The 25559-nt window shown below is 64.8% G+C and carries 23 protein-coding genes; 18 read left to right on the forward strand and 5 right to left on the reverse strand.

Translation table 11 applies throughout. The annotated features are described in order from the left end of the window. Nucleotides 1-31: 31 nt before the first annotated feature. Entirely contained in the window at nucleotides 32-1054 is a 1023-nt protein-coding gene (chvE, locus tag AC07VI_RS25500; protein WP_301178798.1) for a multiple monosaccharide ABC transporter substrate-binding protein, read from the reverse strand. Between the two features lie 429 nt (nucleotides 1055-1483). Here chvE and AC07VI_RS25505 point away from each other — a divergent pair, with 429 nt between their 5' ends. The 15 genes from AC07VI_RS25505 (at nucleotide 1484) to gabD (ending at nucleotide 18633) form a co-directional block, all read left to right on the forward strand. Further along, nucleotides 1484-2644 carry a fumarylacetoacetate hydrolase family protein gene (locus tag AC07VI_RS25505; protein ID WP_086144328.1) on the forward strand — a complete coding sequence of 387 codons (1161 nt, stop codon included), beginning with the start codon at nucleotides 1484-1486 and terminating at the stop codon, nucleotides 2642-2644. A 170-nt stretch (nucleotides 2645-2814) separates the two neighbouring features. Next, on the forward strand, nucleotides 2815-3582 hold the full coding sequence (xylB, locus tag AC07VI_RS25510) for a D-xylose 1-dehydrogenase (protein ID WP_086144329.1): 768 nt from the start codon (nucleotides 2815-2817) through the stop codon (nucleotides 3580-3582). After that, nucleotides 3579-5366: an IlvD/Edd family dehydratase gene (locus AC07VI_RS25515; RefSeq protein ID WP_492992055.1), complete on the forward strand. Its 1788-nt coding sequence runs from the start codon at nucleotides 3579-3581 to the stop codon at nucleotides 5364-5366. The genes xylB and AC07VI_RS25515 overlap by 4 nt, the downstream gene beginning before the upstream one ends. Before the next feature lie 152 nt (nucleotides 5367-5518). After that, nucleotides 5519-6493, forward strand: a complete 975-nt coding sequence (gene xylF, locus AC07VI_RS25520; RefSeq protein ID WP_086144436.1) for a D-xylose ABC transporter substrate-binding protein — start codon at nucleotides 5519-5521, stop codon at nucleotides 6491-6493. A 102-nt stretch (nucleotides 6494-6595) separates the two neighbouring features. Continuing rightward, nucleotides 6596-8182: a D-xylose ABC transporter ATP-binding protein gene (gene xylG, locus AC07VI_RS25525; RefSeq protein ID WP_099374826.1), complete on the forward strand. Its 1587-nt coding sequence runs from the start codon at nucleotides 6596-6598 to the stop codon at nucleotides 8180-8182. Then, entirely contained in the window at nucleotides 8179-9321 is a 1143-nt protein-coding gene (locus AC07VI_RS25530; RefSeq protein ID WP_086144332.1) for a sugar ABC transporter permease, read from the forward strand. The genes xylG and AC07VI_RS25530 overlap by 4 nt, the downstream gene beginning before the upstream one ends. 67 nt (nucleotides 9322-9388) lie before the next feature. Continuing rightward, nucleotides 9389-10588, forward strand: a complete 1200-nt coding sequence (locus AC07VI_RS25535; protein WP_099419500.1) for a XylR family transcriptional regulator — start codon at nucleotides 9389-9391, stop codon at nucleotides 10586-10588. Further along, nucleotides 10585-11364, forward strand: a complete 780-nt coding sequence (locus AC07VI_RS25540; RefSeq protein ID WP_099374828.1) for an aldose epimerase family protein — start codon at nucleotides 10585-10587, stop codon at nucleotides 11362-11364. Before AC07VI_RS25535 ends, AC07VI_RS25540 begins: the two co-directional genes overlap by 4 nt. 83 nt (nucleotides 11365-11447) lie before the next feature. Next, nucleotides 11448-12461, forward strand: a complete 1014-nt coding sequence (locus tag AC07VI_RS25545; RefSeq protein WP_086144335.1) for a 2-dehydro-3-deoxygalactonokinase — start codon at nucleotides 11448-11450, stop codon at nucleotides 12459-12461. Next, the gene (gene araD / locus AC07VI_RS25550; protein WP_492992061.1) at nucleotides 12458-14188 is read left to right on the forward strand and encodes an L-arabinonate dehydratase; all 1731 of its coding nucleotides are present in this window, start codon (nucleotides 12458-12460) and stop codon (nucleotides 14186-14188) included. Before AC07VI_RS25545 ends, araD begins: the two co-directional genes overlap by 4 nt. 12 nt (nucleotides 14189-14200) lie before the next feature. Then, nucleotides 14201-15094, forward strand: a complete 894-nt coding sequence (locus AC07VI_RS25555; RefSeq protein ID WP_492992062.1) for an SMP-30/gluconolactonase/LRE family protein — start codon at nucleotides 14201-14203, stop codon at nucleotides 15092-15094. A 13-nt stretch (nucleotides 15095-15107) separates the two neighbouring features. Further along, nucleotides 15108-15761 (forward strand): bifunctional 2-keto-4-hydroxyglutarate aldolase/2-keto-3-deoxy-6-phosphogluconate aldolase, encoded by a 654-nt coding sequence (locus AC07VI_RS25560; protein ID WP_099374830.1) that lies wholly within the window; start codon nucleotides 15108-15110, stop codon nucleotides 15759-15761. 66 nt (nucleotides 15762-15827) lie between these two features. Continuing rightward, entirely contained in the window at nucleotides 15828-16250 is a 423-nt protein-coding gene (locus tag AC07VI_RS25565; RefSeq protein WP_086144339.1) for a CoA-binding protein, read from the forward strand. After that, the gene (locus tag AC07VI_RS25570) at nucleotides 16247-17089 is read left to right on the forward strand and encodes a PPK2 family polyphosphate kinase (protein WP_099419497.1); all 843 of its coding nucleotides are present in this window, start codon (nucleotides 16247-16249) and stop codon (nucleotides 17087-17089) included. The genes AC07VI_RS25565 and AC07VI_RS25570 overlap by 4 nt, the downstream gene beginning before the upstream one ends. Nucleotides 17090-17169: 80 nt before the next feature. Next, the gene (gene gabD / locus AC07VI_RS25575; protein WP_086144340.1) at nucleotides 17170-18633 is read left to right on the forward strand and encodes an NADP-dependent succinate-semialdehyde dehydrogenase; all 1464 of its coding nucleotides are present in this window, start codon (nucleotides 17170-17172) and stop codon (nucleotides 18631-18633) included. A 63-nt stretch (nucleotides 18634-18696) separates the two neighbouring features. Here the strand turns inward: gabD and AC07VI_RS25580 are convergent, their stop codons facing one another. Next, the gene (locus AC07VI_RS25580; protein ID WP_086144341.1) at nucleotides 18697-19815 is read right to left on the reverse strand and encodes an extracellular catalytic domain type 2 short-chain-length polyhydroxyalkanoate depolymerase; all 1119 of its coding nucleotides are present in this window, start codon (nucleotides 19813-19815) and stop codon (nucleotides 18697-18699) included. 182 nt (nucleotides 19816-19997) lie between these two features. Between AC07VI_RS25580 and AC07VI_RS25585 the strand changes: the two genes are divergently transcribed. Further along, nucleotides 19998-20588, forward strand: a complete 591-nt coding sequence (locus AC07VI_RS25585) for a glutathione peroxidase (protein ID WP_086144342.1) — start codon at nucleotides 19998-20000, stop codon at nucleotides 20586-20588. Between the two features lie 121 nt (nucleotides 20589-20709). Further along, nucleotides 20710-21069: a DUF1428 domain-containing protein gene (locus AC07VI_RS25590; protein WP_086144438.1), complete on the forward strand. Its 360-nt coding sequence runs from the start codon at nucleotides 20710-20712 to the stop codon at nucleotides 21067-21069. On the opposite strand, the gene pabB is transcribed toward AC07VI_RS25590, so the two are convergent. The 3 genes from pabB to AC07VI_RS25605 all read right to left on the reverse strand — a co-directional run bounded on the left by pabB (nucleotide 21066) and on the right by AC07VI_RS25605 (nucleotide 24338). After that, nucleotides 21066-22904: an aminodeoxychorismate synthase component I gene (gene pabB / locus AC07VI_RS25595; protein ID WP_492992066.1), complete on the reverse strand. Its 1839-nt coding sequence runs from the start codon at nucleotides 22902-22904 to the stop codon at nucleotides 21066-21068. The genes AC07VI_RS25590 and pabB overlap by 4 nt on opposite strands. Before the next feature lie 21 nt (nucleotides 22905-22925). Further along, complete coding sequence (gene slmA / locus AC07VI_RS25600) at nucleotides 22926-23501, reverse strand: nucleoid occlusion factor SlmA (protein WP_099665918.1); 576 nt, start codon at nucleotides 23499-23501, stop codon at nucleotides 22926-22928. A 102-nt stretch (nucleotides 23502-23603) separates the two neighbouring features. Then, nucleotides 23604-24338, reverse strand: a complete 735-nt coding sequence (locus tag AC07VI_RS25605) for a pyrimidine 5'-nucleotidase (RefSeq protein ID WP_086144345.1) — start codon at nucleotides 24336-24338, stop codon at nucleotides 23604-23606. Nucleotides 24339-24428: 90 nt separating this feature from the next. Between AC07VI_RS25605 and AC07VI_RS25610 the strand changes: the two genes are divergently transcribed. Then, nucleotides 24429-25298, forward strand: coding sequence for a TraB/GumN family protein (locus tag AC07VI_RS25610; protein ID WP_226936148.1), 870 nt, complete (start codon nucleotides 24429-24431; stop codon nucleotides 25296-25298). Nucleotides 25299-25559 lie beyond the last annotated feature (261 nt).

Raw genomic sequence — 25559 nt, forward strand, 5'->3', positions numbered from 1 at the left:
GGCAGTGCCGGGCCTTCAGTAGCATGGATGCTTATTTCACTTGCGCTTCCGTGTAGTAGCCGCTGCCGGTAACGAGCACCTGCTTCCAGTTCGCCTTGTCGACGGTGACCGGTTTTAACAGGTAGGACGGCACGACCTTCACGCCGTTGTTATAGGTCTTGGTGTCGTTGACGGCCGGCGCCTTGCCGCTCATCATCGCGTCGACCATGTTGGCCGTGACCTTGGCCAGTTCGCGCGTGTCCTTGAACACGGTCGATGCCTGTTCGCCGCGGATGATCGATTTCACCGACGGGATTTCCGCATCCTGGCCCGTGACGACGGGGAAGGGCTGTTTCGGCGTGCCGTAGCCGACACCCTTGAGCGAGGACAGGATGCCGATGCTCAAGCCGTCATATGGCGACAGCACCGCGTCGACGCGCGCATTGCCGTAGTAGGCGCTGAGCAGGTTGTCCATGCGTGCCTGCGCCACGGCGCCGTCCCAGCGCAGGGTGGCGACCTTTTCCATGCCCATCTGCTTCGAGCGCACCACCAGCTTGCCGCTGTCGATGTACGGTTTCAGGACCGACAGCGCGCCGTTGTAGAAGAAGTGCGCGTTGTTGTCGTCGGCCGAGCCGCCGAACAGTTCGATATTGAACGGGCCCTTGCCTTCCTTGAGTTTCAGCGCCGATTCGATATAGCCCGCTTGCAGCACGCCGACCTGGAAGTTGTCGAAGGTGGCGTAGTAATCGATGTTTTTCGTGCCGCGGATCAGACGGTCATACGAAATGACCTTGATGCCCTTGTCGGCCGCCTTTTGCAGCACGTTCGACAAGGTGGTGCCGTCGATGGCGGCGATCACCAGCACCTTGGCGCCCTTGGTGATCATGTTTTCCACCTGCGCCAGCTGGTTCGGGATGTCGTCGTCGGCAAACTGCAAGTCCGTCTTGTAGCCGCGCTCCTTGAATACCCTGACCATGTTGTCGCCGTCGGCGATCCAGCGCATGGACGACTTGGTTGGCATCGAGATGCCGATCGCGCCCTTGTCGGCGGCGCTTGCCACGGGTATTGCCGCCATGCCGGAGATGGCCAGCGCCAGGCTCGCGGTCAGCATTTTCATTGTTGTTTTCATTTCAGGTCTCCACCGTCTTCGATAGTTGAATGTGCCAGGGCCGTCGTCCAGTGGGCGGGCTCCGTGCGAATGGCCGATTGCGGGCCACGGCTGATACTAGTTTGTCCATCCATCCCTCACCAATCACTTTTTTCGCATTGGCGATATCCAAAACGATATCGATGGGCCAATTGATGCAATGCGCCATAGCGCCCCTTCCCGCCTGCGGACAGGGCGGCAGCGCAGGCCGGGCGGCGGCTTTTTTTTGTGCGCTGCAATACCAATAATCATCATTCAATTTGGTGATTTTCGTAATTGCGGCGACACAGGGCGGCGCGCAGAATCGGTCCGGACTTGAAGACCAGCCATCCCGTCACGACCTTTTGAAAGCTTGCCATGCAGCCGATTTCCCCTGCCTCCCTGTTGCCCGCCGAACTGGCGCAGGCGCTCCTCATCGGCCGCATCTGGCGTGACGGCCCCTGCGTCATCGCCGTGCGCGGCGGCGAGGTGATCGACATCACGCAGACGGCAGCGACGGTGTCCGGGCTGTTCGAACGCAGCGATGCGCTCGATATCGCCCGCCATGCACCCGGGATCGCGCTCGGTCCCGTGCAGGCGCTGCTGGCGCAGGCGCTGGCCGCGCCGGCCGGCGAGCCTTTGCTGCTGGCGCCGTGCGACCTGCAGGCCGTCAAGGCCTGCGGCGTGACCTTCGCCGTCAGCCTGCTCGAACGGGTGATCGAGGAACAGGCGGGCGGCGACGCGGCGCGCGCGGCAAGCCTGCGCGCCGCCCTGCAAACGACGCTGGGCGGCGACTTGTCCGCATTAAAACCGGGCTCGGAGGCGGCGCAGCGCCTGAAACAGCAGCTGCAGCAGCGCGGCGCCTGGTCGCAATACATGGAAGTAGGCATCGGCCCCGAGGCGGAAGTGTTTACCAAGGCGCAGCCGATGTCGTCGGTGGGCTGCGGCGCGCAGGTGGGCTTGCTGCCATCGTCTGCCTGGAACAACCCCGAGCCGGAGATCGTCCTGGCCGTCAACAGCCGCGGCGAGGTGCTGGGAGCGACCCTGGGCAACGACGTCAACCTGCGCGACATCGAAGGGCGCAGCGCCCTCTTGCTGGGCAAGGCCAAGGATAACAACGGTTCCTGCGCCATCGGCCCCTTCATTCGCCTGTTCGACGAACACTACACGCTCGACACCGTGCGCCAGGCGGAAGTGTCGCTGCTGATCGAGGGCGCGGACGACGGCTTTGTGCTCGAAGGCGCCAGCTTCATGCGCGAGATTAGCCGCGACCCGCTCGACCTCGTGCGCCAGACGGCAGGCCAGTACCACCAGTATCCGGACGGCTTCATGCTGTTCCTGGGGACCATGTTCTCGCCCGTGAAGGACCGCGGCGCGCAGGGCGGCGGCTTTACGCACCACCTGGGCGACCGCGTGACGATTGCCAGCGCCGCGCTGGGCGCGCTGGTCAATGAAGTGCAGCGCTGCGATGAGATTGCCCCCTGGACGTTTGGCGTGCGCGCGCTGTACCAGAACCTGGCCCGACGCGGTTTGCTTTAATTATTTATTAACTTCGAACGCGTTTAACAAAACCGTAGCGAGCGGATGAGAGTTGTGGCTGAGAAGCGGAGCTGTGCGCATGCACGGGGACGCCGAGTCAGTGAGCATCGGAGGCCGCAAATCTCGACGCGCAATAGGTTTGGTTAAGCGTTCTTAAACAGAGAGACACCATGCAGCATGCAACTTACCCCAGCCTGGCAGGTCAGCGCGTCGTCATCACGGGCGGCGGCACCGGCATCGGCGTGGCCATCGTCGAGGCGTTCGCGCGCCAGGGCGCCCACGTCACCTTTCTCGATATCGCCCGCGAGGCGTCGCTGGCGCTGCAGGAAAAGCTGGCGCACCTGCCGCAGTCGCCCGTTTTCCGTTACTGCGACCTGACGGACCTGGCAGCCCTGGCCGCCACCTTCGCCGAGATCGAACACAGCGCGGGCGCCACGGATATCCTCGTCAACAATGCGGCCAATGACGACCGCCACCAGCTGCGGGATGTTACGCCCGCCTACTGGGACGAGCGCATCGCCGTCAACCTGCGCCACCAGTATTTCTGCGCCCAGGCAGTGGCGCCGGCCATGCGCGCCAAGGGCAGCGGCGTGATCCTCAACCTGGGCTCGATTTCCTGGCACCTGGCGCAGGCGAACCTGTCGATCTACATGACGGCGAAGGCGGGCATCGAGGGCCTGACCCGTGGACTGGCGCGCGACCTGGGTGCTGACGGCATCCGCGTCAACTGCATCATTCCCGGCGCCGTGCGCACGCCGCGCCAGGAGCGGCTGTGGCATACGCCGGAAGCGGAAGCCGTGATCCTGCAGGGACAATGCCTGCAGACGCGCGTGGAGCCGGAAGACGTGGCGGCGCTGGCGCTGTTCCTCGCGTCCGACAACGCGGCCAAGTGCGCCGGCCGCGAATACTATGTCGACGCCGGCTGGTACGGCGCATGAGCACCCCAGGCAACCGCCAGGCGCGGCGCTTCCGCTCGCAGGACTGGTTCGACAATCCCGACCACATCGACATGACGGCGCTGTACCTCGAGCGCTTCATGAACTACGGCATCACGGCCGAGGAACTGCGTTCGGGCCGGCCCATCATCGGCATCGCGCAAAGCGGCAGCGATATCAGTCCCTGCAACCGCATCCACCTGGAGCTGGCGCAGCGCGTGCGCGACGGCATCCGCGACGCGGGCGGCATCCCGATGGAGTTCCCGCTGCACCCGATCTTCGAAAACTGCCGCCGTCCCACGGCCGCGCTGGACCGCAACCTGGCCTATCTGGGCCTGGTGGAAATCCTGCATGGCTACCCGATCGACGCCGTGGTGCTGACGACGGGCTGCGACAAGACCACGCCGGCCCAGCTGATGGCCGCGGCCACGGTGGACATTCCTGCCATCGTGCTGTCGGGCGGGCCCATGCTCGACGGCTGGATGGACGGCGAACTGGTCGGGTCCGGCGCGGCCATCTGGAAGGGCCGCCGCCAGTTGTCCGCCGGCTTGATCGACAACGACAAATTCCTGCAGATCGCCGCCGCCTCGGCGCCGTCGGCCGGCCACTGCAACACCATGGGCACGGCATCGACCATGAATGCGCTGGCCGAAGCGCTGGGCATGTCCCTGACGGGCTGCTCGGCCATCCCCGCGCCGTACCGCGAGCGGGGTCAGATCGCCTATGCAACGGGGCGCCGCATCGTCGGCATGGCGCATGAGGACGTGCGCCCGTCGAGCATCCTCACGCGCGAGGCCTTCCTGGACGCCATCATCGTCAACGCGGCCATCGGCGGCTCCACCAACGCCCAGCCGCACCTGATGGCCATGGCGCGCCATGCGGGCGTGGAACTGCATTCGAGCGACTGGATGGAACACGGCTACGACGTGCCGCTGCTGTTGAACATGCAGCCGGCCGGCAAATTCCTGGGCGAGCGCTTCCACCGCGCCGGCGGCGTGCCGGCCGTGATGTGGGAGCTGCAGCAGGCGGGCTTGCTGCATGCCGAGCGGCCTACCGTCACGGGCCAGACGATGGCGGCGAACCTGGCGGGCCGTGAAAGCGCGGACCGCGAGATGATCCGCCCGTTTGCCGCGCCGCTGAAGGAAAAGGCCGGCTTCATGGCCTTGCAGGGCAACCTGTTCGACTTCGCCATCATGAAGACCAGCGTGATCTCGCCCGCTTTCCGCGAGCGCTATCTGTCACGTCCCGGCAGCGAGGGCGTGTTCGAGGCGCGCGCCATCGTCTTTGACGGTTCAAGCGACTATCACGCGCGCATCAACGACCCGGCGCTCAATATCGACGACAGCTGCATGCTGGTCATGCGCGGCGCCGGTCCCGTGGGCTGGCCCGGTTCGGCCGAAGTGGTCAACATGCAGCCGCCCGATGCCTTGCTCAAGGCGGGCATTTTGAACCTGCCGACCCTGGGCGACGGGCGCCAGTCGGGCACCTCGGACAGTCCCTCGATCCTGAACGCATCGCCGGAAAGCGCCGTGGGCGGCGGCCTGGCGCTGCTGCGCACGGGCGACATCATCCGCGTGGACCTGAACGGGGGGCAGTGCGACATGCTGGTCGATGCTGCTGAACTGGCGCGCCGCGCCCAGGAACTGCCGCCGCCCGTCAACGACAGCGCCACGCCGTGGCAGGAAATCTACCGCGCCAGCGTGGGCCAGCTGGAAACGGGCGCCTGCATGGAGCTGGCCCTGAAATACCGCGCCGTGGGACAGACCCTGCCGCGTCACAACCATTAGCAGTCGCAGCACGTAGGTCGGGTTAGCGCTTCGCGCGTAACCCGACAACACCGGCATCGCCACATTTTTCAGCAGCACCCGCAGTTAAAAAAACGTCGTTAATAAAATCCACAAGGAGACACACAATGAACAAGATCATCAGTGCAGCCATCATGACCGCCGTGCTGGCATTGAGCAGCAGCGCCGCCCTGGCCGATGCGAAAAACCCGAAGATCGGCTTTTCCATCGACGATTTGCGCGTCGAGCGCTGGACGCGCGACCGCGACTTCTTCATCGCCGCGGCCGAAAAGCAGGGCGCCAAGGTCTTCGTGCAGTCGGCCGACGCCAGCGAACAGCGCCAGATTTCGCAGATCGAAAACCTGATCTCGCGCGGCGTGGACGTGCTGGTGATCGTGCCGTTCAACGCCACTGTGCTCAACAACACCGTCAAGGAAGCGAAAAAGGCCGGCATCAAGGTGCTGTCGTATGACCGGCTGATCCTGAACGCCGATATCGATGCGTATATCTCGTTCGACAACGAGAAAGTGGGCGAGATGCAGGCCGAAGGCGTGACCAAGCTGCAGCCGAAGGGCAATTACTACTTGCTGGGCGGCTCGCCGACCGACAACAACGCCAAGATGCTGCGCGAAGGCCAGATGAAGGTGCTCAAACCGTTCATCGACAAGGGCGACATCAAGATCGTCGGCCAGCAGTGGGTGAAGGACTGGAGCGCCACCGAAGCGCTGTCCATCGTGGAAAACGCGCTGACGGCCAACGGCAACAAGATCGACGCCATCGTCGCCTCGAACGACGGCACGGCCGGCGGCGCCATCCAGGCCCTGGCCGCGCAAAAACTGGCCGGCAAGGTGCCGGTCTCGGGCCAGGACGCCGATCTGGCGGCGGTCAAACGCGTCATCGCCGGCACGCAGTCGATGACCGTCTACAAACCCCTGAAAACCATCGCCGCTGAAGCGGCCAGGCTGGCCGTGCAACTGGCGCGCAATGAAAAGCCGGCCTACAACTCCAGCTATGACAACGGCCTGAAAAAGGTCAGCACGGTACTGCTGAAACCCACGCCCTTGACCAAGGCGAATGTGAACATTCTCGTCGATGACGGTTTTTATACCAAAGCTCAGTTGGGCAACTAAAAGCTGGGGTCAGACCCGCCGGGGGAGTACGCCCCAATGGGGCGCACTCCGATCCCGCAGGGACTGACCCATGATTTCTGTTAATCCGCAACGAGAGTGAGCATGTCCGACTATCTGCTTGAAATGAAAGGCATCGTCAAACAGTTTGGCGACGTCCGCGTAGGCGGTGTCCGCGCGCTTGACGGCATCGACCTGCAGGTGCGGGCCGGCGAGTGCATCGGCCTGTGCGGCGAGAATGGCGCCGGCAAGTCGACCCTGATGAAGGTGCTGTCCGGCGTGTACCCGCACGGCACCTGGGACGGCGAGATCCTGTGGGATGGCCAGCCCCTGCGCGCGCAATCGATCCGCGACACGGAAGACGCGGGCATCATCATCATCCACCAGGAACTGATGCTGGTGCCGCAGCTGTCCGTGGCCGAGAATATCTTCATGGGCCGCGAGCTCACTCTGCCGGGCGGGCGCATGCATTACGCGGCCATGTACAAGCGCGCGGACGAACTGCTGCGCGAATTGAAGATACCCGAGCTGAACGTGGCGATGCCCGTGATGAATTACGGCGGCGGTCACCAGCAGCTGGTGGAAATCGCCAAGGCGCTCAACAAGAACGCGCGCCTGCTGATACTCGACGAGCCGTCGTCGTCGCTGACGGCGTCGGAAATCGCCGTGTTGCTCGATATCCTGCGCGCGCTGAAGGCCAAGGGCGTCACCTGCATCTATATTTCGCACAAGCTCGATGAAGTGGCGGCCATCTGCGACACCATCGTCGTCATTCGCGACGGCAAGCATATCGCCACCACGCCGATGGCGCAGATGAACGTCGAGCGCATCATCGCGCAGATGGTGGGCCGCGAAATGAGCCAGCTGTACCCGCAGCGCGCGCAGCCAGCGGTCATCGGCGAGGTGCTGTTCGAGGCGCGCCACGTGAGCTGCATCGATGCCGACAATCCGCAGCGCAAGCGGGTCGACGATGTGTCGTTCACCCTGCGCCGTGGCGAGATCCTAGGCATCGCCGGCCTGGTGGGGGCGGGGCGTACGGAGCTCGTCTCGGCCCTGTTCGGCGCTTACCAGGGGCCTTGCCAGGCCGAAGTGTGGCTCGATGGCCGCCGCATCGACACTTCCTCCCCGCAAAAGGCCATCGGCATGGGCCTGGCCATGGTGCCGGAGGACCGCAAACATCATGGCATCGTGCCCGACCTCGACGTGGGGCAGAACATCACCCTGGCCGTGCTGGAGGAATTTTCGCGTGTCACGCGCATCGATGGCGAGGCGGAATTGAGGGCCGTGCGCGGCGAGATCACGCAGCTGGAACTGAAGGCGGCCAGCCCGTCGTTGCCCATTACGAGCCTGTCGGGCGGCAACCAGCAAAAGGCCGTGCTGGCCAAGATGCTGCTGACGCGCCCGCGCGTGCTGATCCTCGACGAGCCCACGCGCGGCGTGGACGTGGGCGCCAAATATGAAATCTACAAACTGATGCTGGCGCTGGCCGACCGGGGCGTGGCCATCATCATGGTCTCGTCGGAACTGGCCGAAGTGCTGGGCGTGTCCGACCGCGTGCTGGTGATGGGCGAAGGCCGCCTGCGCGGCGACTTTATCAACGATGGCCTGAGCCAGGAAACCGTGCTGGCGGCAGCGCTGGATCAGCGCCCGGCGCTCGCCGCCAATACAGCAAACAAGGAACCCGCAGCATGAAACCGCACAGTATCAAACAGCTGTTCACCCAATACAAGATGCTGGCCCTGCTGATCGCCGTGGCGCTGATCTGGGCCTTCTTTTCGTGGAAGACGCAGGGCAGCTTCCTCACGCCGCGCAACCTGTCGAATCTGCTGCGCCAGATGTCCGTCACCGGCATCCTCGCCTGCGGCATGGTGCTGGTGATTATCGCCGGCGAGATCGACCTGTCGATCGGCTCCCTGCTGGGGCTACTCGGCGGCATCGCCGCCGTGCTGGACGTAACGCAGCACTGGCCGCTGGCGCTGAACCTGATGGCGGTGCTGGGCTGCGGCCTGGTGATCGGCCTCTTGAATGGCTACCTGACGGCATACCGGGGTATTCCGTCCTTCATCGTCGGCCTGGGCGGCATGTTGGCATATCGCGGCATCCTGCTGGGCATCACGGGCGGCATTACGATCGCCCCCGTCTCCGAGCCGATGGTCTACCTGGGACAGGGTTACCTGCCCGCGGTGCCCGGCATCGTGCTGGGCATCGGCCTGTTCCTGCTGGCCGCCTTTTTGACGTGGCGCGCGCGCGTCAGCCGCGCCCGGCATGGCTTGCCGCAGACGGCGCCCTGGGCCGACGGCCTGCGCCTGGCCGTCATCGGCGCCGTGCTGTATGCCTTCGTGCGGACCCTGAACGGCTATGAAGGCATCCCGCTGCCCGTGCTGCTGTTGCTGGCCTTGCTGGGATTGTTCAGCTACATCACCAGCCAGACTGTGTTCGGCCGCCGCATCTACGCCGTCGGCAGCAATATGGAAGCGACGCGTTTGTCCGGCATCAACGTCAAAGCCGTCAAGCTGTGGATATTCGGCATCATGGGCCTGATGTGCGCGCTGGCGGGGCTGATCAACACGGGCCGCCTGGCGGCCGGTTCGCCGTCGGCCGGCACTTTCAGCGAACTCGATGCGATTGCCGCCTGCTTCATCGGCGGCACCTCGATGCGCGGCGGTTCGGGCACCGTGTACGGCGCCCTGATCGGCGCGCTGGTGATGGCCAGCCTCGATAACGGCATGTCCATGCTGGACGTGGACACCTACTGGCAGATGATCGTGAAAGGCAGTATTCTGACCCTCGCCGTCTGGGTCGATGTCAGTACAAGGGCGGGACGCCGGTAAAACCGATGCGCGACCGGCAGCCAGGGACGAAAATACGTCGCGGCCGCCACATGGAGGAGACACCAGCATGAAATTACCGACCGCGCACCGGATCGCGCTGCTGTTTAACGGGAATAAAATCTACGACCGCGACATCATCGCCGGCATCGCCGCCTACCTGAACACCACGCGCGTGTCGTGGGACCTGTTCCTGGAAGAGGATTTCCGCTGCCGCCTGCCCGGCATCGAACGCTGGCAGGGCGACGGCATCATCGCCGATTTCGACGATCCCGCCGTGTGCGCGGCGCTGTCAAACAGCCGCCTGCCCGTGGTGGCCGTGGGCGGCTCGTATGCGCGCGCGGACGATTACCCGGCCGGCATCCCGTATGTGGCGACCGATAATTTCAAGATCGTCAAGCTGGCCTATGAACACCTGGTGGAAGCGGGCCTGAGCCGCTTTGCCTGTTTCAGCCTGCCCGAGGCCGATGTCAACCGCTGGGCCCAGGAACGGGAAACAGCGTTTTGCGCCCTGATGGAGCGCGACCACATGCGCGCCGACGTGTACCGGGGCGTGGCCACCAGCGCGCCGTCTTGGGACGAGGCGGTGGAGCAGCAGATCGCCTGGCTCAACAGCCTGGAAAAACCCGTCGGCATCATCGCTGTCAGCGACGCGCGCGCGCGCCAGCTGCTGCAAGCGTGCATGCACGCGGGTATCGCCGTGCCGGAGCAAGTGGCCCTGATCGGCATCGACAACGACCCGCTGGCGCGCATGCTCACGCGCATTCCCTTGAGTTCCGTGATCCAGGGCACCGAGGAAATGGGCCGCACGGCCGCGCATTTGCTGCACCAGATGCTCAACGGCGCGCGCCTGTCCGGCACGCGCATCCTGGTGCCGCCGGCCGGCCTGAACGTGCTCGCTTCCACGCGCCACCAGCCCTTCCAGCATCCGCAGGTGATGCAGGCGCGCCACTTCATCCGCCAGTACGCCTGCCAGGGCATCAAGACGGAGCAGGTGGCCGATTACGTGGGCGTGTCACGCTCCTCGCTCGAAGCGCACTTCCGCCACGAGTTGGGGCGCAGCGTGCACGACGAGATCCTGCATTTCAAGCTCGATGCGGCCAAGACCCTGCTGGCGCACGGGCCGGGGCAGGTGGCCGAGGTGGCCGTGCGTTGCGGCTTTACCACGGTGCAGTACATGCACGCCGTCTTCAAGCGCGAACTCGGTTGCACGCCGCGCGAATTCCAGCAGCGCAGCCGGCCGCCGCCAGCGCCCGGGCAGGCGCCATGATGCATCTGCTGCGCAATGCGCGCGGCATGCGCGTGGCCATCGACGCGCACGACGCCAGCGTGCGGGCCTGGTGGGCGCCCGACCGTTATGGCCGCCTGGCCGACGTGCTGGGCGCCGCGCCCCCTGCGGCGCGTGCGCCTGCGGGCTGGCAGTGCGCGCCGCCGGACGACGGCCGCTTGCTGCTGCACCTGGCGCACGACGGCCTGTCGGTGCGCCTGGCCTACCGGCTTGACGACGATGGCAGCCTGCACCTCGACTGCGCCGCCACGGCCGATACGGTTTCCCGTTTTGCGCTTGCCGCGCCCCGCTTCAACCTGCAGGGCGGCCGCGCCGCCGTGGGCGACCATGTGCTGCGCCTGGCCGCGGACCGTTACCGGCCTGGGCCTTGGCCCGGCGGCTGCGCGGGCGACGCTGCGCTCGATGTGGCGGGCAGCGCGTTTGACTTCCGCCAACCGGCGCCGCTCGCTTCACGCCTGGCCTGGCCTGCGCTGGTGAACTTGCCGGGATTCCGGCATGACTTTTACTGGACGGGCAGCGGCCCGCTGCGCGAGGCGGCGCGGGTTGCCGACCCCGCTTCCGGCCGGGTCCTGCGTTTTTCCAGCACCCAGGACAGCTGCCATCTGTATTCCGATGCGCGCTGTTTTTCCCTGCTGGCGCAGGGCGTGCAAATGCAGCCGGGACAGGTGATGGGGTTCCAGCTCGCCTACCGCTTGGGCGTGCAGGATCTCGACGCGTTTGACATATCCGAACCGGTATCAATGATGTCAAATAAGTGATTGGTCAGATATGCGGGGCAGTTCTACCATGGGGTAGTTTTTCCCTCATTTATTTTGTCCTGACCGACGCTGCGAACCTGCCCATGAACATACTTACCATCGATGCCGGCACCACCAATACGCGTACCTTGCTGTGGCGCGCAGGCGCCGTCGTCGCCCAGGCGCAGCTGGAAACGGGCGTGCGCAATACCGCCATCGATGGCCATAACGGCGCGCTGAAACAGGCGCTGCGCGACACCATCGCCAGCGTGCTGGCCAGCGCCGGCATCGCGCCGACCGCCGTGGACCTGGCGCTGGCCTCGGGCATGATCACTTCGCCCATGGGGATGCAGGAAGTGCCGCATTTGCCGGCGCCCGCCGGCCTGGCCCAGCTGGCGCAAGGCATGCAGGCGGTGGACTTGCCCGACGTGCTGGCGCAGCCCCTGTGGCTGATTCCCGGCGTGCGCAACCAGCATGGCGCCGTCGGCCTGCATAACGTCGAGGCGATGGACATGATGCGCGGCGAAGAGACGGAAGTGGTAGCGCTGCTCGAGCGCCTGCAATTGCGGAGTGCGGCGACCCTGATCATGCCCGGTTCGCATACCAAATTGATCAGCGTGGACGAGCAGCGCCGCATCCTCGGTTGCAGCACCACCATCGCTGGAGAATTGCTGCAGGCGATCACGCAGCACACCCTGATCAAGCAATCGGTCGATGGCGGTTTTGCGCAGACCCTGGTGCCGAAAATGCTGCTGGCCGGCGCGGCGGCGGCGCAAAAGACGGGGCTGGCGCGCGCCTGCTTCAGCGTGCGCACCCTGGGCCAGTTCAGCGCCATCGAATGCAATGAGCGGGCCAATTTTTTGATGGGCGCCGTGCTCAGCGGCGACTTGCTGGCGCTGCGCAACAGCACCGCCATCCAGATGCGGCCCGATACGCCGCTCGTCATCACCGGCAAGCCCATGTTGCGCCAGGCGCTCGGGCTACTGATCGAAGAACACGGATTTTTTTATGGCAAGCGCATCATCGTCGACGACCAGCAGCAGGCAAATCTGGCCGGCCACGGTGCGCTGCTGATCGCCGCCGCGCGCGGCTTGATTTCCCGGCAGGAGACAGTATGAGCAGCAACAAGAACAAGCATCCCTTGCGTTCGCAAGCGTGGTTTGGCGGCGACGACAAGGACAGTTTCATTCACCGCAGCTGGATGAAGAACCAGGGCTATCCCGGCGACGCCTTCGATGGCCGTCCCGTCATCGGCATCTGCAATACCTGGTCCGAGCTGACGCCCTGCAATGGCCATTTCCGCGACCTGGCCGAGATGGTCAAGCGCGGCGTGCTCGAAGCGGGCGGCTTTCCCGTCGAATTTCCCGTCATGTCGCTGGGCGAGACGAATTTGCGCCCGACGGCCATGCTGTTCCGTAACCTGGCCAGCATGGATGTCGAGGAATCGATCCGCGCCAACCCCATTGACGGCGTGGTGCTGCTGACGGGCTGCGACAAGACCACGCCGGCCTTGCTGATGGGCGCGGCCAGCGTGGACTTGCCCACCATCGTGCTGTCGGGCGGTCCCATGCTGAACGGGAATTACCGGGGCAAGCCGATCGGCTCGGGCACGGACGTGTGGAAGTTTTCCGAAGACGTGCGGGCAGGGCGCATGACCTCAAACGAATTCAAGCAGGCCGAATCGTGCATGTCGCGTTCCGCCGGCCACTGCATGACCATGGGCACGGCCTCCACCATGGCCAGCATGGCCGAGGCGCTGGGCGTGACCCTGCCCGGCAACGCGGCCATTCCCGCCGTCGATGCGCGCCGCAAACTGCAGGCGCAGCTGACGGGCCGGCGTATCGTCGACATGGTGCATGAAGACCTGAAGCTGTCGCAGATCCTCACGCGCGCAGCGTTTGAAAACGCCATCATGGTCAACGGCGCCATCGGCGGCTCGACCAATGTCGTGATCCACCTGCTGGCCATTGCCGGGCGCATCGGCGTGGACATGCGCCTGGCCGACTGGGACCGCCTGGGCCGTGACATTCCCTGTTTGCTCAACCTGATGCCTTCGGGCCAGTACCTGATGGAAGATTTTTATTATGCGGGCGGCCTGCCCGTGATCATCCGCGACCTGCTGGGCAAATTGCATGGCGGGGCGCTCACCGTCACGGGCGCCAGCATGGCCGTCAACGTGGCCGAGGCGGAAAATTTCAATCCCGAGGTGATCACGCCACTGGCGCAGCCATTCAAGGACGAGGGCGGCATCGCCGTCCTGCAGGGCAACCTGGCCCCGCGCGGCGCCGTCATCAAGCCTTCCGCCGCGTCGCCTGAGCTGATGCAGCACCGTGGCCGCGCCGTCGTCTTCAACAGCATCGAACACTATAAAAAGCGTATCGACGACCCCGCGCTCGACATCGACGCCAGCTGTGTGATGGTGCTGCAAAATTGCGGCCCGCAGGGCTATCCGGGCATGGCCGAAGTGGGCAATATGGGATTGCCGAAAAAACTGCTGGAGCAGGGCGTGCGCGACATGGTGCGCATCTCGGACGCGCGCATGAGCGGCACGGCCTATGGCACGGTGGTGCTGCACGTGGCGCCGGAAGCGGCCGTGGGCGGGCCGCTGGCGCTGGTGCGCGATGGCGACATGATTGAACTGGATGTGGCGGGACGGCGCTTGCACCTGGACGTCGACGAGGCCGAGCTGGCGCGCCGGCGCGAAGAATGGCGCGCGCCGCCACCGGCCATGCAGGGCGGCTACCAGTCGATGTACATCAAGCACGTGACGCAGGCCGACGAAGGCGCGGACCTGGACTTCCTCGTTGGCTGCCGGGGTTCGGCCGTGCCGCGCGAGTCACACTAAAAAGGAAAAAAAATGGGGACACAGGCCCAATTACTGGTCGATGCGCAGAATTTCCTGGGCGAGGGCGTGCGCTGGTGCGAGCGCAGCGGCCGCGTTTTCTGGACGAATATCGAAGGCTGCCAGCTGCATGCGCTGGTGCTGGCCACGGGCGAACGCCAGCGTTGGGACATGCCCGAGCGCCTGGCGTGCTTCGCGCTGACGGAGCGCGACGACGTGCTGCTGCTGGGCCTCGCTTCGCGCCTGGCGTGGTTTGACGCGCGCAGCGGGGCCGTCATGCCCTTGCACACCGTGGAGGCAGACTTCCCCATGACGCGCCTGAACGACGGCCGCTGCGACCGCCAGGGACGCTTTGTCTTCGGCACGCTCGATGAGCGCTCCTGCCGCGATGCGATCGCCAGTTTCTACCGCCTCAACCTGGACTTGAGCCTGGAACGGCTGCCGCTGCCGCCCATCGCCATCTCGAACAGCATCTGCTTCAGCGTTGATGGCACGGCCATGTATTTTTGCGACTCGATGAAGAAGGCGATCTACCGCTGGGACGATTACCTGGGCGGCGATGCCAGCCGGGTGCGCGTGTTTGCCGTGCTCGATCCGGGGCCGGGCGCGGCCGACGGCGCCACCATCGATGCGGATGACCACTTGTGGAGCGCGCAGTGGGGCGCCGGCCGGGTCTTGCGCTTCGCGCCGGACGGCAGCGTTGAGCGGGCGATAGCCTTGCCCGTGTCGCAGCCCAGCTGCGTGAGCCTGGGCGGCCCGCACTACGACGAATTGTTCGTCACGACGGCGCAGGAAAGCCTGACCCCGGCCCAGCTGGCGGGCGAACCGCTGGCCGGAGGATTGTTTCATGCGCGCCAGGTGGACGTGCGCGGTTTGCCGGAGGTGCGCTTTGGCGCCCTGCCGGCCTGACAGGAGAGAGCATATGCAAAAGCATGCAGTTTTCGAGGGCATTATCGAACGGGGCATGGTCGGCATCGTGCGCGCCGACTCGCCCGATGCGGCGCTGCAGATTGCCGAGGCGTGCATCGCCGGCGGCATCACGGCGCTGGAAGTGGCGTTCACCACGCCCGATACCCTGGGCGTGCTGCGCACCCTGCGCGAACGCCATGGTCCTGAGGTGCTGCTGGGCGCGGGCACGGTGCTCGATACGGAGACGGCGCGCGCCGCCATCCTGGCCGGCGCCCAGTTCATCATTTCGCCCGGCGTGAACGTCGACACCATCGCGCTGTGCCAGCGCTACCAGGTGCTGGCCATGCCCGGGGCGATGACGCCGACGGAGATCGTCACGGCCCTGCAGGCGGGCGCCGACATCGTCAAGGTCTTTCCCGCCGAGATGTTCGGCCCCGCCTACATCAAGGCCCTGCGCGCACCGTTGCCGCAAGCGCCGCTGATGCCGACGGGCGGCGTGACGGTGGAGAACCTGCATGCATGGTTTGCCAGCGGCGCGGTGGCCGTAGGCATCGGCAGCAGCCTCAGTGGCCCGGGCGCCACGGGAGATTACGCGGCCGTGACGGCGCGCGCACAAGCCTTCGTGGCGCAGATGGCGGTCGTGCGTATGGCCAAGTCTTCTGGCTAGCTCCCGGCGGGACGGGAATCTGCTACGCTAGACGGGCAATGTCGCACGCTTAACCACGACCCGAATATGCCCAACATCGCCCGCATCCTGCAAGACAGCCGCATCATCGCCATCGTCGGCATGTCCGACAAGCCCGAACGCGCCAGCCACGAAGTGGCCGACTACCTGCTGCGGCATGGTTACCGCGTATTGCCCGTCAATCCGGCCCTGGCCGGGCGCGACGTGCTGGGCCAGCGCGCTTACGCCACCCTGACGCAGGCCGCCGCCGCAGTGGCGCCGGCGCGCATCGATATCGTCGACTGTTTCCGCAAGCCGGCAGACATCCTGCCGATCGCCGAGGAAGCCATCGCCGTCAAGGCCGGCTGTCTGTGGCTGCAGCTCGATGTCATCAATGACGAAGCGGCGCAGCTGGCGCGGGCAGCGGGGCTGGAGGTGGTGATGGATCATTGCACAAAAATCGAGCACCGCAAGCTGGCGGTGGCGGCATGAAGGCCCGCACGCAATTTCGCGCCGGGAAGGGCTTCGAGCTGAATGAGGAATTCGCCGGCAAGCGGCTGCTGGGTGCCGCCACCAAGGCGGCCAATAAGAAGCTGACGGCAGCCCAGTGCAAGGCCATCGATCGCGAGGAAACCGTGGCGCTGACGGCGCAGATCGCCGAGTGCCAGAGCATGCTGTACGCGCAGCACAAAAAGAAGGTGCTGCTGGTCCTGCAGGGCATGGATACCTCGGGCAAGGATGGCACGGTCAAGGCCATCTTCAGCAATATCAACCCGATGGGCATCCGTGCCGTGGCGTTCAAGGGCCCCACCGATATCGAACTGGCCCACGATTACCTGTGGCGCGTGCATCAGCATGTGCCGGTCAAGGGTGAAATCGCCATTTTCAACCGCAGCCATTACGAGGATGTGCTGATCACGCGCGTGCAGGACATGATCGACAAGGCCGAATGCCAGCGCCGTTATGCGCAGATCCGCGATTTCGAGCGCATGCTGAGCGAAACGGGTACCGTCATCCTGAAAGTCTTCCTGCATATCTCCAAGGATGAACAACGGGGGCGACTGCAGGAGCGGCTCGACGACCCGGACCGCCAGTGGAAGTTCGATCCCAACGATATCGCCCAGCGCAAGAAGTGGGATGCGTATCAGCGCGCCTATGAAACGGCGATCCGCGAAACCGATGCGGATCACGCGCCGTGGTACGTGGTGCCGTCCAATTCCAAGACCCAGCGCAACCTCGTGGTGGCCTCGCTGCTGCTGGAAACCCTGCAGGGCATGAAGCTGGAATACCCGGCGCCGGACCCGAAACTGTCGTCCTTCAAGGTCGAGTAAATCCGCGCCGCGCCTGCGAAATCGGCCGTGCTGTGGCATAGTATCCCCCGTCGATAATTCAAACCAGACCGGAGATCCACATGCTGCAGTTGAAAGATCCTACCTTGTTGCGCCACCAGGCTTACGTGAACGGTGCCTGGGTCGATGCCGATGGCGGCCAGACGCTCGACGTGAGCAACCCCGCCACGGGCGAGCATCTGGGCACCGTGCCCCTGATGGGCGCGGCCGAGACGCGCCGCGCGATCGAGGCGGCGAATGCCGCCTGGCCCGCCTGGCGCAAGAAGACGGCCAAGGAGCGCGCGGCCGTGCTGCGCCGCTGGCATGACCTGATCCTGGAAAACGCCGACGACCTGGCGCTGATCATGACCACCGAGCAGGGCAAGCCCCTGCCGGAAGCGAAGGGCGAAGTGCAGTTCGGCGCCTCGTTCATCGAGTGGTTTGCGGAAGAGGGCAAGCGCGTCTCCGGCGAGACGCTGCAATCGCCGTGGCCCGACCGCCGCCTGGTGGTGACCAAGGAGCCGATCGGCGTGTGCGCCGCCATCACCCCGTGGAACTTCCCCGCCGCCATGATCACGCGCAAAGTCGGCCCGGCTCTGGCCGCCGGCTGCCCGATGGTCCTGAAACCTGCCGAAGCGACGCCGTTTTCCGCACTGGCGCTGGCCGTGCTGGCCGAGCGCGCGGGCGTGCCTGCCGGCGTGTTCAGCATCGTCACCGGCGCGCCGAAAGACATCGGCGGCGAGATGACTTCGAATCCCATCGTGCGCAAGCTGACGTTTACCGGCTCGACGCAGGTGGGGCGTCTGCTGTTTGAACAGTGCGCGCCGACGGTCAAGAAGCTGTCGTTGGAACTGGGTGGTAATGCACCGTTCATCGTCTTCGACGACGCCGACCTGGATGCGGCCGTGGAAGGCGCGATTGCTTCGAAATACCGCAATGCGGGCCAGACCTGCGTGTGTGCCAACCGCCTGTACGTGCAGGACAGCGTGTACGATGCGTTTGCCGACAAGCTGGTGGCCGCTGTGGCCAGGCTGAAGGTGGGCAATGGCATCGAGGCTGGCGTCACGCAAGGCCCGCTGATCGACGCCAAGGCCGTCGCCAAGGTGGAAGAGCACGTGGCCGATGCGCTGGCCAAGGGCGGGCGTTTGCTCGCCGGCGGAAAGCGTCATGCGCTGGGCAACGGCTTTTTCGAGCCGACCGTCATCGCCGATGTGACGAACGACATGCGCGTGGCCACTGAAGAGACTTTCGGCCCGTTGGCGCCTTTGTTCCGCTTCACGACGGACGATGAAGTCGTCGCTCTGGCGAACAACACGGAATTCGGCCTGGCCGCCTACTTCTATTCGCGCGACATCGGCCGTATCTGGCGCGTGGCCGAAGGCCTGGAAACGGGCATGGTCGGCGTCAACACGGGCCTGATCTCGAACGAGATAGCGCCCTTCGGCGGCGTGAAGCAATCGGGCCTGGGCCGCGAAGGGTCGACCTACGGCATTGAGGACTACCTGGTCGTCAAGTATATCTGCATGGGCGGGATCCAGGATGCCTGATTAAAGCAGCGGCGCCGCTCATCGGCGCCGCTTGCCGCGATTTTTCAAGTATCCCTTACGTGCCTATCGACGGCTGCTGCGCGCCGATCCTAAACGGTCCAGCATGCGCTTGACCGCGTCCATCTGCGTGCCGCTGCGCGTGTAGAAATCCGGATCGATCGGATTGAGGCTGGTGTAGCCCCAGAAGTCCCAGCAGCCTTTCGGGTTGTACGGATAGACGGGGCTCGGCTCGGCCTGCGGGTACAGCACGATGATCTTGTTGGCGTCGGCTACCTGGTTGTAGCCGGTGCTGGTGTAGAAACGGTTGCCGATTGCCTGCGTCGTTTGCAGGCAGCCGTGGAAGACCACGTGCACGCGGCAGCTCTCGCTGTCGCAGGCTTTCGGAATGTAGGCGTAGCCGGTGTTGCTCATGCTCGAGTACGAGCTCTGGATGAAGCTGCGCTGGTTGAAGGCGATCAGCTTGCCCGTCAGTGCTGCTGACGAGGGTTGCAGATCCGGGTACAGATGCTGCAGGATGTCGCGCGCCTGCATGAAGTCGCAGTCGTTGATGAAGGGCGATGCCGTTACCTCGCAGGCCTTGTCCTGATTGTTGTCGGTGATGATGGCATGGCCGGCGCCGACCGTGTCGACGAAGCGGATTTGCGCCGCCGGCGTGCCCGCCAGTTCATAGAATTTCCCCACCTGCTCCACCACCGGTCGCGTCACGGTCTGGTCTTTCGTTCCGCTGAACAGGTACACGCGCTGGCGCTTCAGGTTGGCGGTATCGTCGATGAGACGAGCGCGCGCAAAATCGTTCGCCGCGCGCAGCAATGCGCTGGCCACGGGCGGGGCCACTTGCGCGCTGCCCGGATTCATGCAGGTGGTCAGGGCATTCGTCAGGTAGGGAATATAGGGGAAGCGGCCCGGCTGGCCCGAGCAGAAATACGGGCCGCCGGCGATGATGCCGGCACCGGCCACCGTGGCCGAATAGGCGACGGCAAACTGCGCGGCCATGAAACCGCCCGAGGACAGGCCGGAAACGGTGGTCTGGCGCAGGTCGGCCTGATAGGCTGGCAGGGCGGGCGCATCGCCCGTCGCGGCGGGCTTGATGGCCGTGGCGGCGTGCGTGCTGCCTGGCGCCAGGGTGAGCAGGCTGGCGGCCAGCAGCGAAGCGGGTAGGCGTGCAAGGTAGGGGAAGGGCATGATGTCTCCACTGGGCAATGAAACGGGGGCAGAAAGGCCGAGCATAGGTAAAAAAAACCGTCGCAGGGCACGGACTGCGCTGTTGTTGATGCAGCTCAAGGAATCGCTGTTGTTGTCTGCCTCACACATGCGCGCGGCGTTTGGCATAGAATGGTTTTTTACGTTCAACCATGGTGCCTCTCATGTCCAAGACCCTTGCCCAGCTGTTTGCGCTTACCACCCTTGCCGCCGGCGCCAGCCTGGCCATGCCGGCCCGTGCCGAAACAGCGCCAGTTGCCGCCGCGCCAGCGGCCTGCCCCGCCATCCTCAAGCAAACCTTCAACCGCCTGCAGGACGAGGCGCCGCAAAACCTGTGCCAGTATGCGGGCAAGGTCGTGCTGGTGGTAAATACGGCCAGTTATTGTGGTTTTACCAACCAATACGAGGGGCTCGAGGCGCTGTACGCCAAGTATGGCAGCAAGGGCCTGGTGGTGCTGGGTTTCCCGTCGAATGATTTCGGCAAGCAGGAACCGGGCAATAGCAAGGAAATCGCCGATTTCTGCTACAACACCTATGGCGTGAAGTTCCCCATGTTTTCGAAGTCCGTCGTTTCCGGCCCCAATCCGAACCCGCTGTACGTGGACTTGATCAAGCAGACGGGCAAGACGCCGGCCTGGAATTTTCATAAATACTTGATCGACCGCCACGGCAAGGTTGTCGAGAGCTTCCCCAGCAAGGTGACGCCGGACGACAAGAAGCTCGTTGGCGCGGTGGAAAAAGCGCTGGCGATGTAAGTTGCCGATACACAAGCAGGCCTGCGCGCCTGCTTTTTTTTAATGCCGCGCTTGTCGTCTTGCCATCATTGTCCTAAGCTGGTTGTTCATGTTTGTCAAAACAACCATCAAGGAGATCATCATGGCGTATGTCGATGGATTTGTGGTGCCCGTACCGAAGGCCAAACTCGATACCTATCTGGCCATGTCGCGCGCCTGCGGCGCCGTCTGGCGTGAATATGGCGCGCAGGAATTTCGCGAATGCGTGGGCGACGATGTCAAGCCGGGAAAACTGACCTCGTTTCCGCAGGCGGTGGACTTGCAGGATGGCGAAGTGGTGGTGTTTTCCTGGATCGTCTTCGAGTCGCGCGCCAAGCGCGACGAAATCAACGACAAGGTCATGAAAGACCCCCGTCTGGCCGAGATGATGGATCCGGCCAAGCTGCCCTTCGATGGCAAGCGGATGATCTACGGCGGCTATGAAATGCGCGTGGACGCCTAACGGACAAGCTGCGCCGGCATGGCGCCGCGCAACGCGTTGCACACGATAATCGCCTCGGCTCGTGCCAGCATGGGGCGCGTGATGATGGTTTCCTGTGCATCCCAGGCGGGATCGGCCAGCATGGCAGCGCGCTGCACGCCTGGCAGCAAGCCGCAGGACAACGGCGGCGTGTGCCAGCGGCCATCGAGCCGGACGAAGACATTGCTGCGCCCGCCCTCCGTCAGCTCGCCGCGCTCGTTAAAGAACAGCATGTCGAAGGCGCCCTGCGCCTCGGCTGTTCGCCAGGCCGCGTCATAGCGCGCGCGCACGCTGCTCTTGTGGCGCAGGAACAGGTCGGCCGCCGTGGTGGCGTCGGGCGCCAGCATGACGTTGACCTTGGCTGGCAAGGGCGCCAGTGAGCCGCTTTGCACCGTAAACTGGCCATCCTGGCGCAGCGCCAGGCGCAGGCGGAAGGGCGCATCGTCGGGGCGCGCCGCGCAGGCCGCCTGCAGCGCGGCGCGGGCAGCATGTTGGTCCCAGGAAAAACCGAAGTAGGCGCTGGACGCGGCCAGGCGCGCCAGGTGGCGCTCCTGCTGGCGGCAGCCGCCGGCGCGGCTGGCGTGCAGGGTCTCGAACAGTTCGAAGTCGTTGCTCAAGCCCGTCAGGAAGCGCGCCTTGAGCCGGCATTCCGCAAATTCCTCCTGCGGGTCGCTGTCGAGCACGATGCCGGCGCCCACGCCCATCTCGCCGCGCCGCAGGCCATCCGCACCGGGCGGCTGCAGGGCCAGGGTACGGATCGGCACGGACATGCAGAAGTCGCCTATCGTGTGGGCAGCGCCGGCGGCCGGCGGATCAAACCAGCCGATGGCGCCCGTGTAGATGCCGCGCGGCGCCGGCTCCAGTTCGGCGATGATCTCCATGGTGCGGCGTTTCGGCGCGCCCGTGATCGACCCGCACGGATACAGGGCCTGGAAGATGTCGGCCAGGCTGGCATCGTCGCGCAAGCGCGCCTGCACGGTGGACGTCATCTGCAGCACGCTGCTGTAGCGCGTCACCTGGAACAGGGCCGGCACCTTGACGGAGCCCGTGGCGGCGATGCGGCCGATGTCGTTGCGCAGCAGATCGACGATCATCAGGTTTTCCGCGCGGTTTTTCGGGTCGCTGGCCAGGGCGGCGGCGCGGCGCGCGTTTTCGTCCGTTTGTTCAGGCGGGGCGGCCGGCGCCGTACCTTTCATCGGGCGCGCCGTCAGCTCTCCTTGGGCATGGCGCACGAACAGTTCCGGCGACAGCGACAGCAGGGCGCCGCCATCGGGCAGCATCACCAGCGCGCCATACGGCACGGGCTGGCGTTCCCGCAGCCGCGCATACAGAGCCAGCGGCGAGCCGAAGGCGTCAAAGCGCAGCCGATACGTATAGTTGACCTGATACGTGTCGCCGGCCACGATGTAGTCGTGGATGCGCCCCAGCGCGCGCGTGAATTCGGCCTGATCCACATTCGCGCGGATGCCGGCGATGCCGGCCGGCGTTTCCACCGCCGGCGTACGTGCGGCCAGCCACTGCACCACCTCGTCCTGCGACAGCTGGGTGCAGTGTTCGAAGACGAGCACCTGCGCCAGCGGCGGCGCACCGGGATCTGCCGCGCGCGGCGGCATGGCCAGCAAGTGCGCGCCCAGCTCGTAGCTGCACACGCTGACGGCGTACTGGCCGCGTTCCAAGGCCCCTTGCAGCCCTTCGAGCAGCACTGGCCACTGCTTCCCCTCGCCGCACCGCAAGACCGCCGCCAGGCCCGTGTACAGGCGCGAACCGGCGCCGGGCGTGCTGGCGTCGTCGAGCAGGGCGAAACAATCGGTATGCATGGGGACAGCCGCGGCAGTGACTTACCCCAGCAGCATGGCGATTTGCAGCGCCGCTTCCTGGGATGGATTGATCTTGAAGCCGCTTTTGGCGTAGCGGTGCCAGCGTCCGATGACGAAGCCGACGATCAGGGTGGCGCGCGCCGCCACTTCGCTTTCCTTGCCATGCCCTTCGGCGGCGGCCACGCGCAAGGCCTGCTTGAGCGCCAGCTCCACGCGGTCGTAGAACTGGTTCATGCGCACTTGCAGGCGCTCGTCCTCATTGACCAGGGCGTCGCCGATCAGCACGCGCGTCATGCCCGGATTGCTGATGGCGAAATTGAGCAGCATGCCGACGATGTCGCGCGTCTGCGTCATGCCGTCGCTGTGCTTTTCCGCGATCTGGTTGATCAGGCCGAAAACGCTCGACTCGATGAATTCGATCAGCCCTTCGAACATTTGCGCCTTGCTGGCGAAATGGCGGTACAGGGCCGCTTCCGAGACGGCCAGCCTGGCCGCCAGTGCTGCGGTGGTGATCTTTTCGCCTTTCGGCTGCTCCAGCATTGCGGCGAGGGCCTGAAGAATTTGTAGCCTGCGTTGGCCCGGCGGTGTGCTTGCCATATTTTCTCTTGTCGTTAAAAAAAATGCTGCCTTGATGGGAAGGTCCGTCACCGCCGCTAGCGGTGCGGCTTCCGGCGTCAGCCGGAAGCTCAGGAGTCCCCTTCAACGCAGACGGTGAAGGCGGCGTGCCAAATGCCGGACAGATTTTACTTTGACATCGACGTAAGCGGGGCGATTTAACGCCTTGGGCAGCTTCGCCACGCCGATCGGATCGGCCATTTTCAGGTATTGCGTGACCCAGGCCGTGCGCAGGCCCAGCCTTTTTGCGCCCTTCAGGTTGGCCAGGGTATCTTCCACCAGGATGCAGCGCCCGGGCCGGATCTGGTGCTTGCGCATCAGTTTGCGCAGCATCAGCGTCGATGGCTTGGGCCGCAGCTGGCGGTGCACCTGCATCGCTTCGATGGCGACGTGGTGTGAAAAGTGCCGGCGCAGGCCCAGGTGGCGCATTACGTCGCTCGAATAGCGCAGCGGCGCGTTGGTGAGCAAAATTTTACGGCCAGGCAGGCGTTTGAGTAAAGCCCCCAGTCCCCGCTCGGCGCGTATCATGGCGCGCAAATCGTCGAAGGCGTGCGTCTCGTGCAAAAAATGCGCGGCCTGCACCTGATGGTGCTTGACCATACCCAGCAAGGTGGCGCCATAACGGCGCCAGTAAGCCGCACGCGCCGCATTGACGATGGCCTCGTCGGCCGGCGTCACACCGTCGCCCAGCACGCGGGCAATATACGTGTTCATATTGGCCGTGATGGTGGGGAAGATGGCGTGCGAGGCATTGTGCAGCGTGTTGTCGAGGTCAAACAGCCAGACCGGCGACGAGCGGTTAAGATGGGACACAGGCACGAGAGTCTTTGCTAGCGAGAGAAGATGAAAAATTCAACAATCAGGAAAACCATGCGACGCCAGATTATAGTGATGTTTTGCGGATTATTCTTGCTGCCGTTGCAGACGGCCTTCGCCGAAGCGCCGCCCGTGGCGCAAAACCGGGGTGCCCTTTTCAAGGTGCAGGACGCGGCCCACACCCTGTATTTGTTCGGTACCATCCACGTCGGCGCGCCCGACTTTTATCCGCTCGAACCCACTGTGACGCAGGCGCTGCACCAGGCAGGGGCGCTGGCGCTGGAGATCGATCCGGGCGCCGATCCGCGCGCCGCCCTGGGCGCCGTGCTGAAATACGGCATGGAGGCGCCGGGCAGCAAAGTGCCTGCCGACTGCCGCCAGACCCTGGCGCCGCGCCTGGCGCCGCTGTTGCAAAAATACGGCATTTCAGCTGAATCGGTGGCGCCGATGAAGCCGTGGATGCTGGCCAGCATGCTGGCCATCGGCGAGTTTTCCACCTTGGGCTACCGCTCCGACCTGGCGGTGGACAATTATCTGTCGCAGCAAGCCAAGGCGCGCAAGATCCCCGTGCTGGAACTCGAATCGATGGAAGGCCAGATGGCGCTGTTTGGCGCCATGTCGCCCGGCGACCAGTGCCGCTTCCTGGAAGACGGCGTGGCGTCGATCGAAGACCAGGAACAGAGCCAGGAAGCGCGCGAGATCGCCGGCGCCTGGCGCAACGCCGACGCGGCCGCCTTCGACAGGCTGGCGGCAAAGGCGGCGCAAGACCCCTCGTTCGCCGCGCAGTTCGTGCAAAAGGTGTTGTTAGATGGCCGCAACCCGGCCCTGGCCGACGGCATCGCCAGCCTGCTGGCGCGCGAAAAGTCCAGCCTGGCCGCCATCGGCGTGCTGCACCTGGTCGGAGAGAAAAGCGTGCCGGATTTATTGCGCAAGAAAGGCCTGAAGGTCGAGCGGATTTATTGAACGGCAGAAGCGATGACGGCAGCTCAGCCGCGCAATAAACGGCGGCAGAGTAGATGAAAAGTGTTCAGGGCAAGGCGCCGAGCCGAAGACAGTACGCATGTACGGCGAGGCGAGGCAACGCAGCCATGGACATTTTTTACTATCAGGAGATGACGGCAGAGTAGATGGAAAAATGTTCAGGGCAAGGCGGACTGACGAAGACAGTACGAATGTACGGCGAGGAAGGACAACGCCGCCATGGACAGTTTTTCAGCTGCGGGG

It is taken from the genome of Janthinobacterium sp. GW821-FHT03A03, from assembly GCF_059421435.1.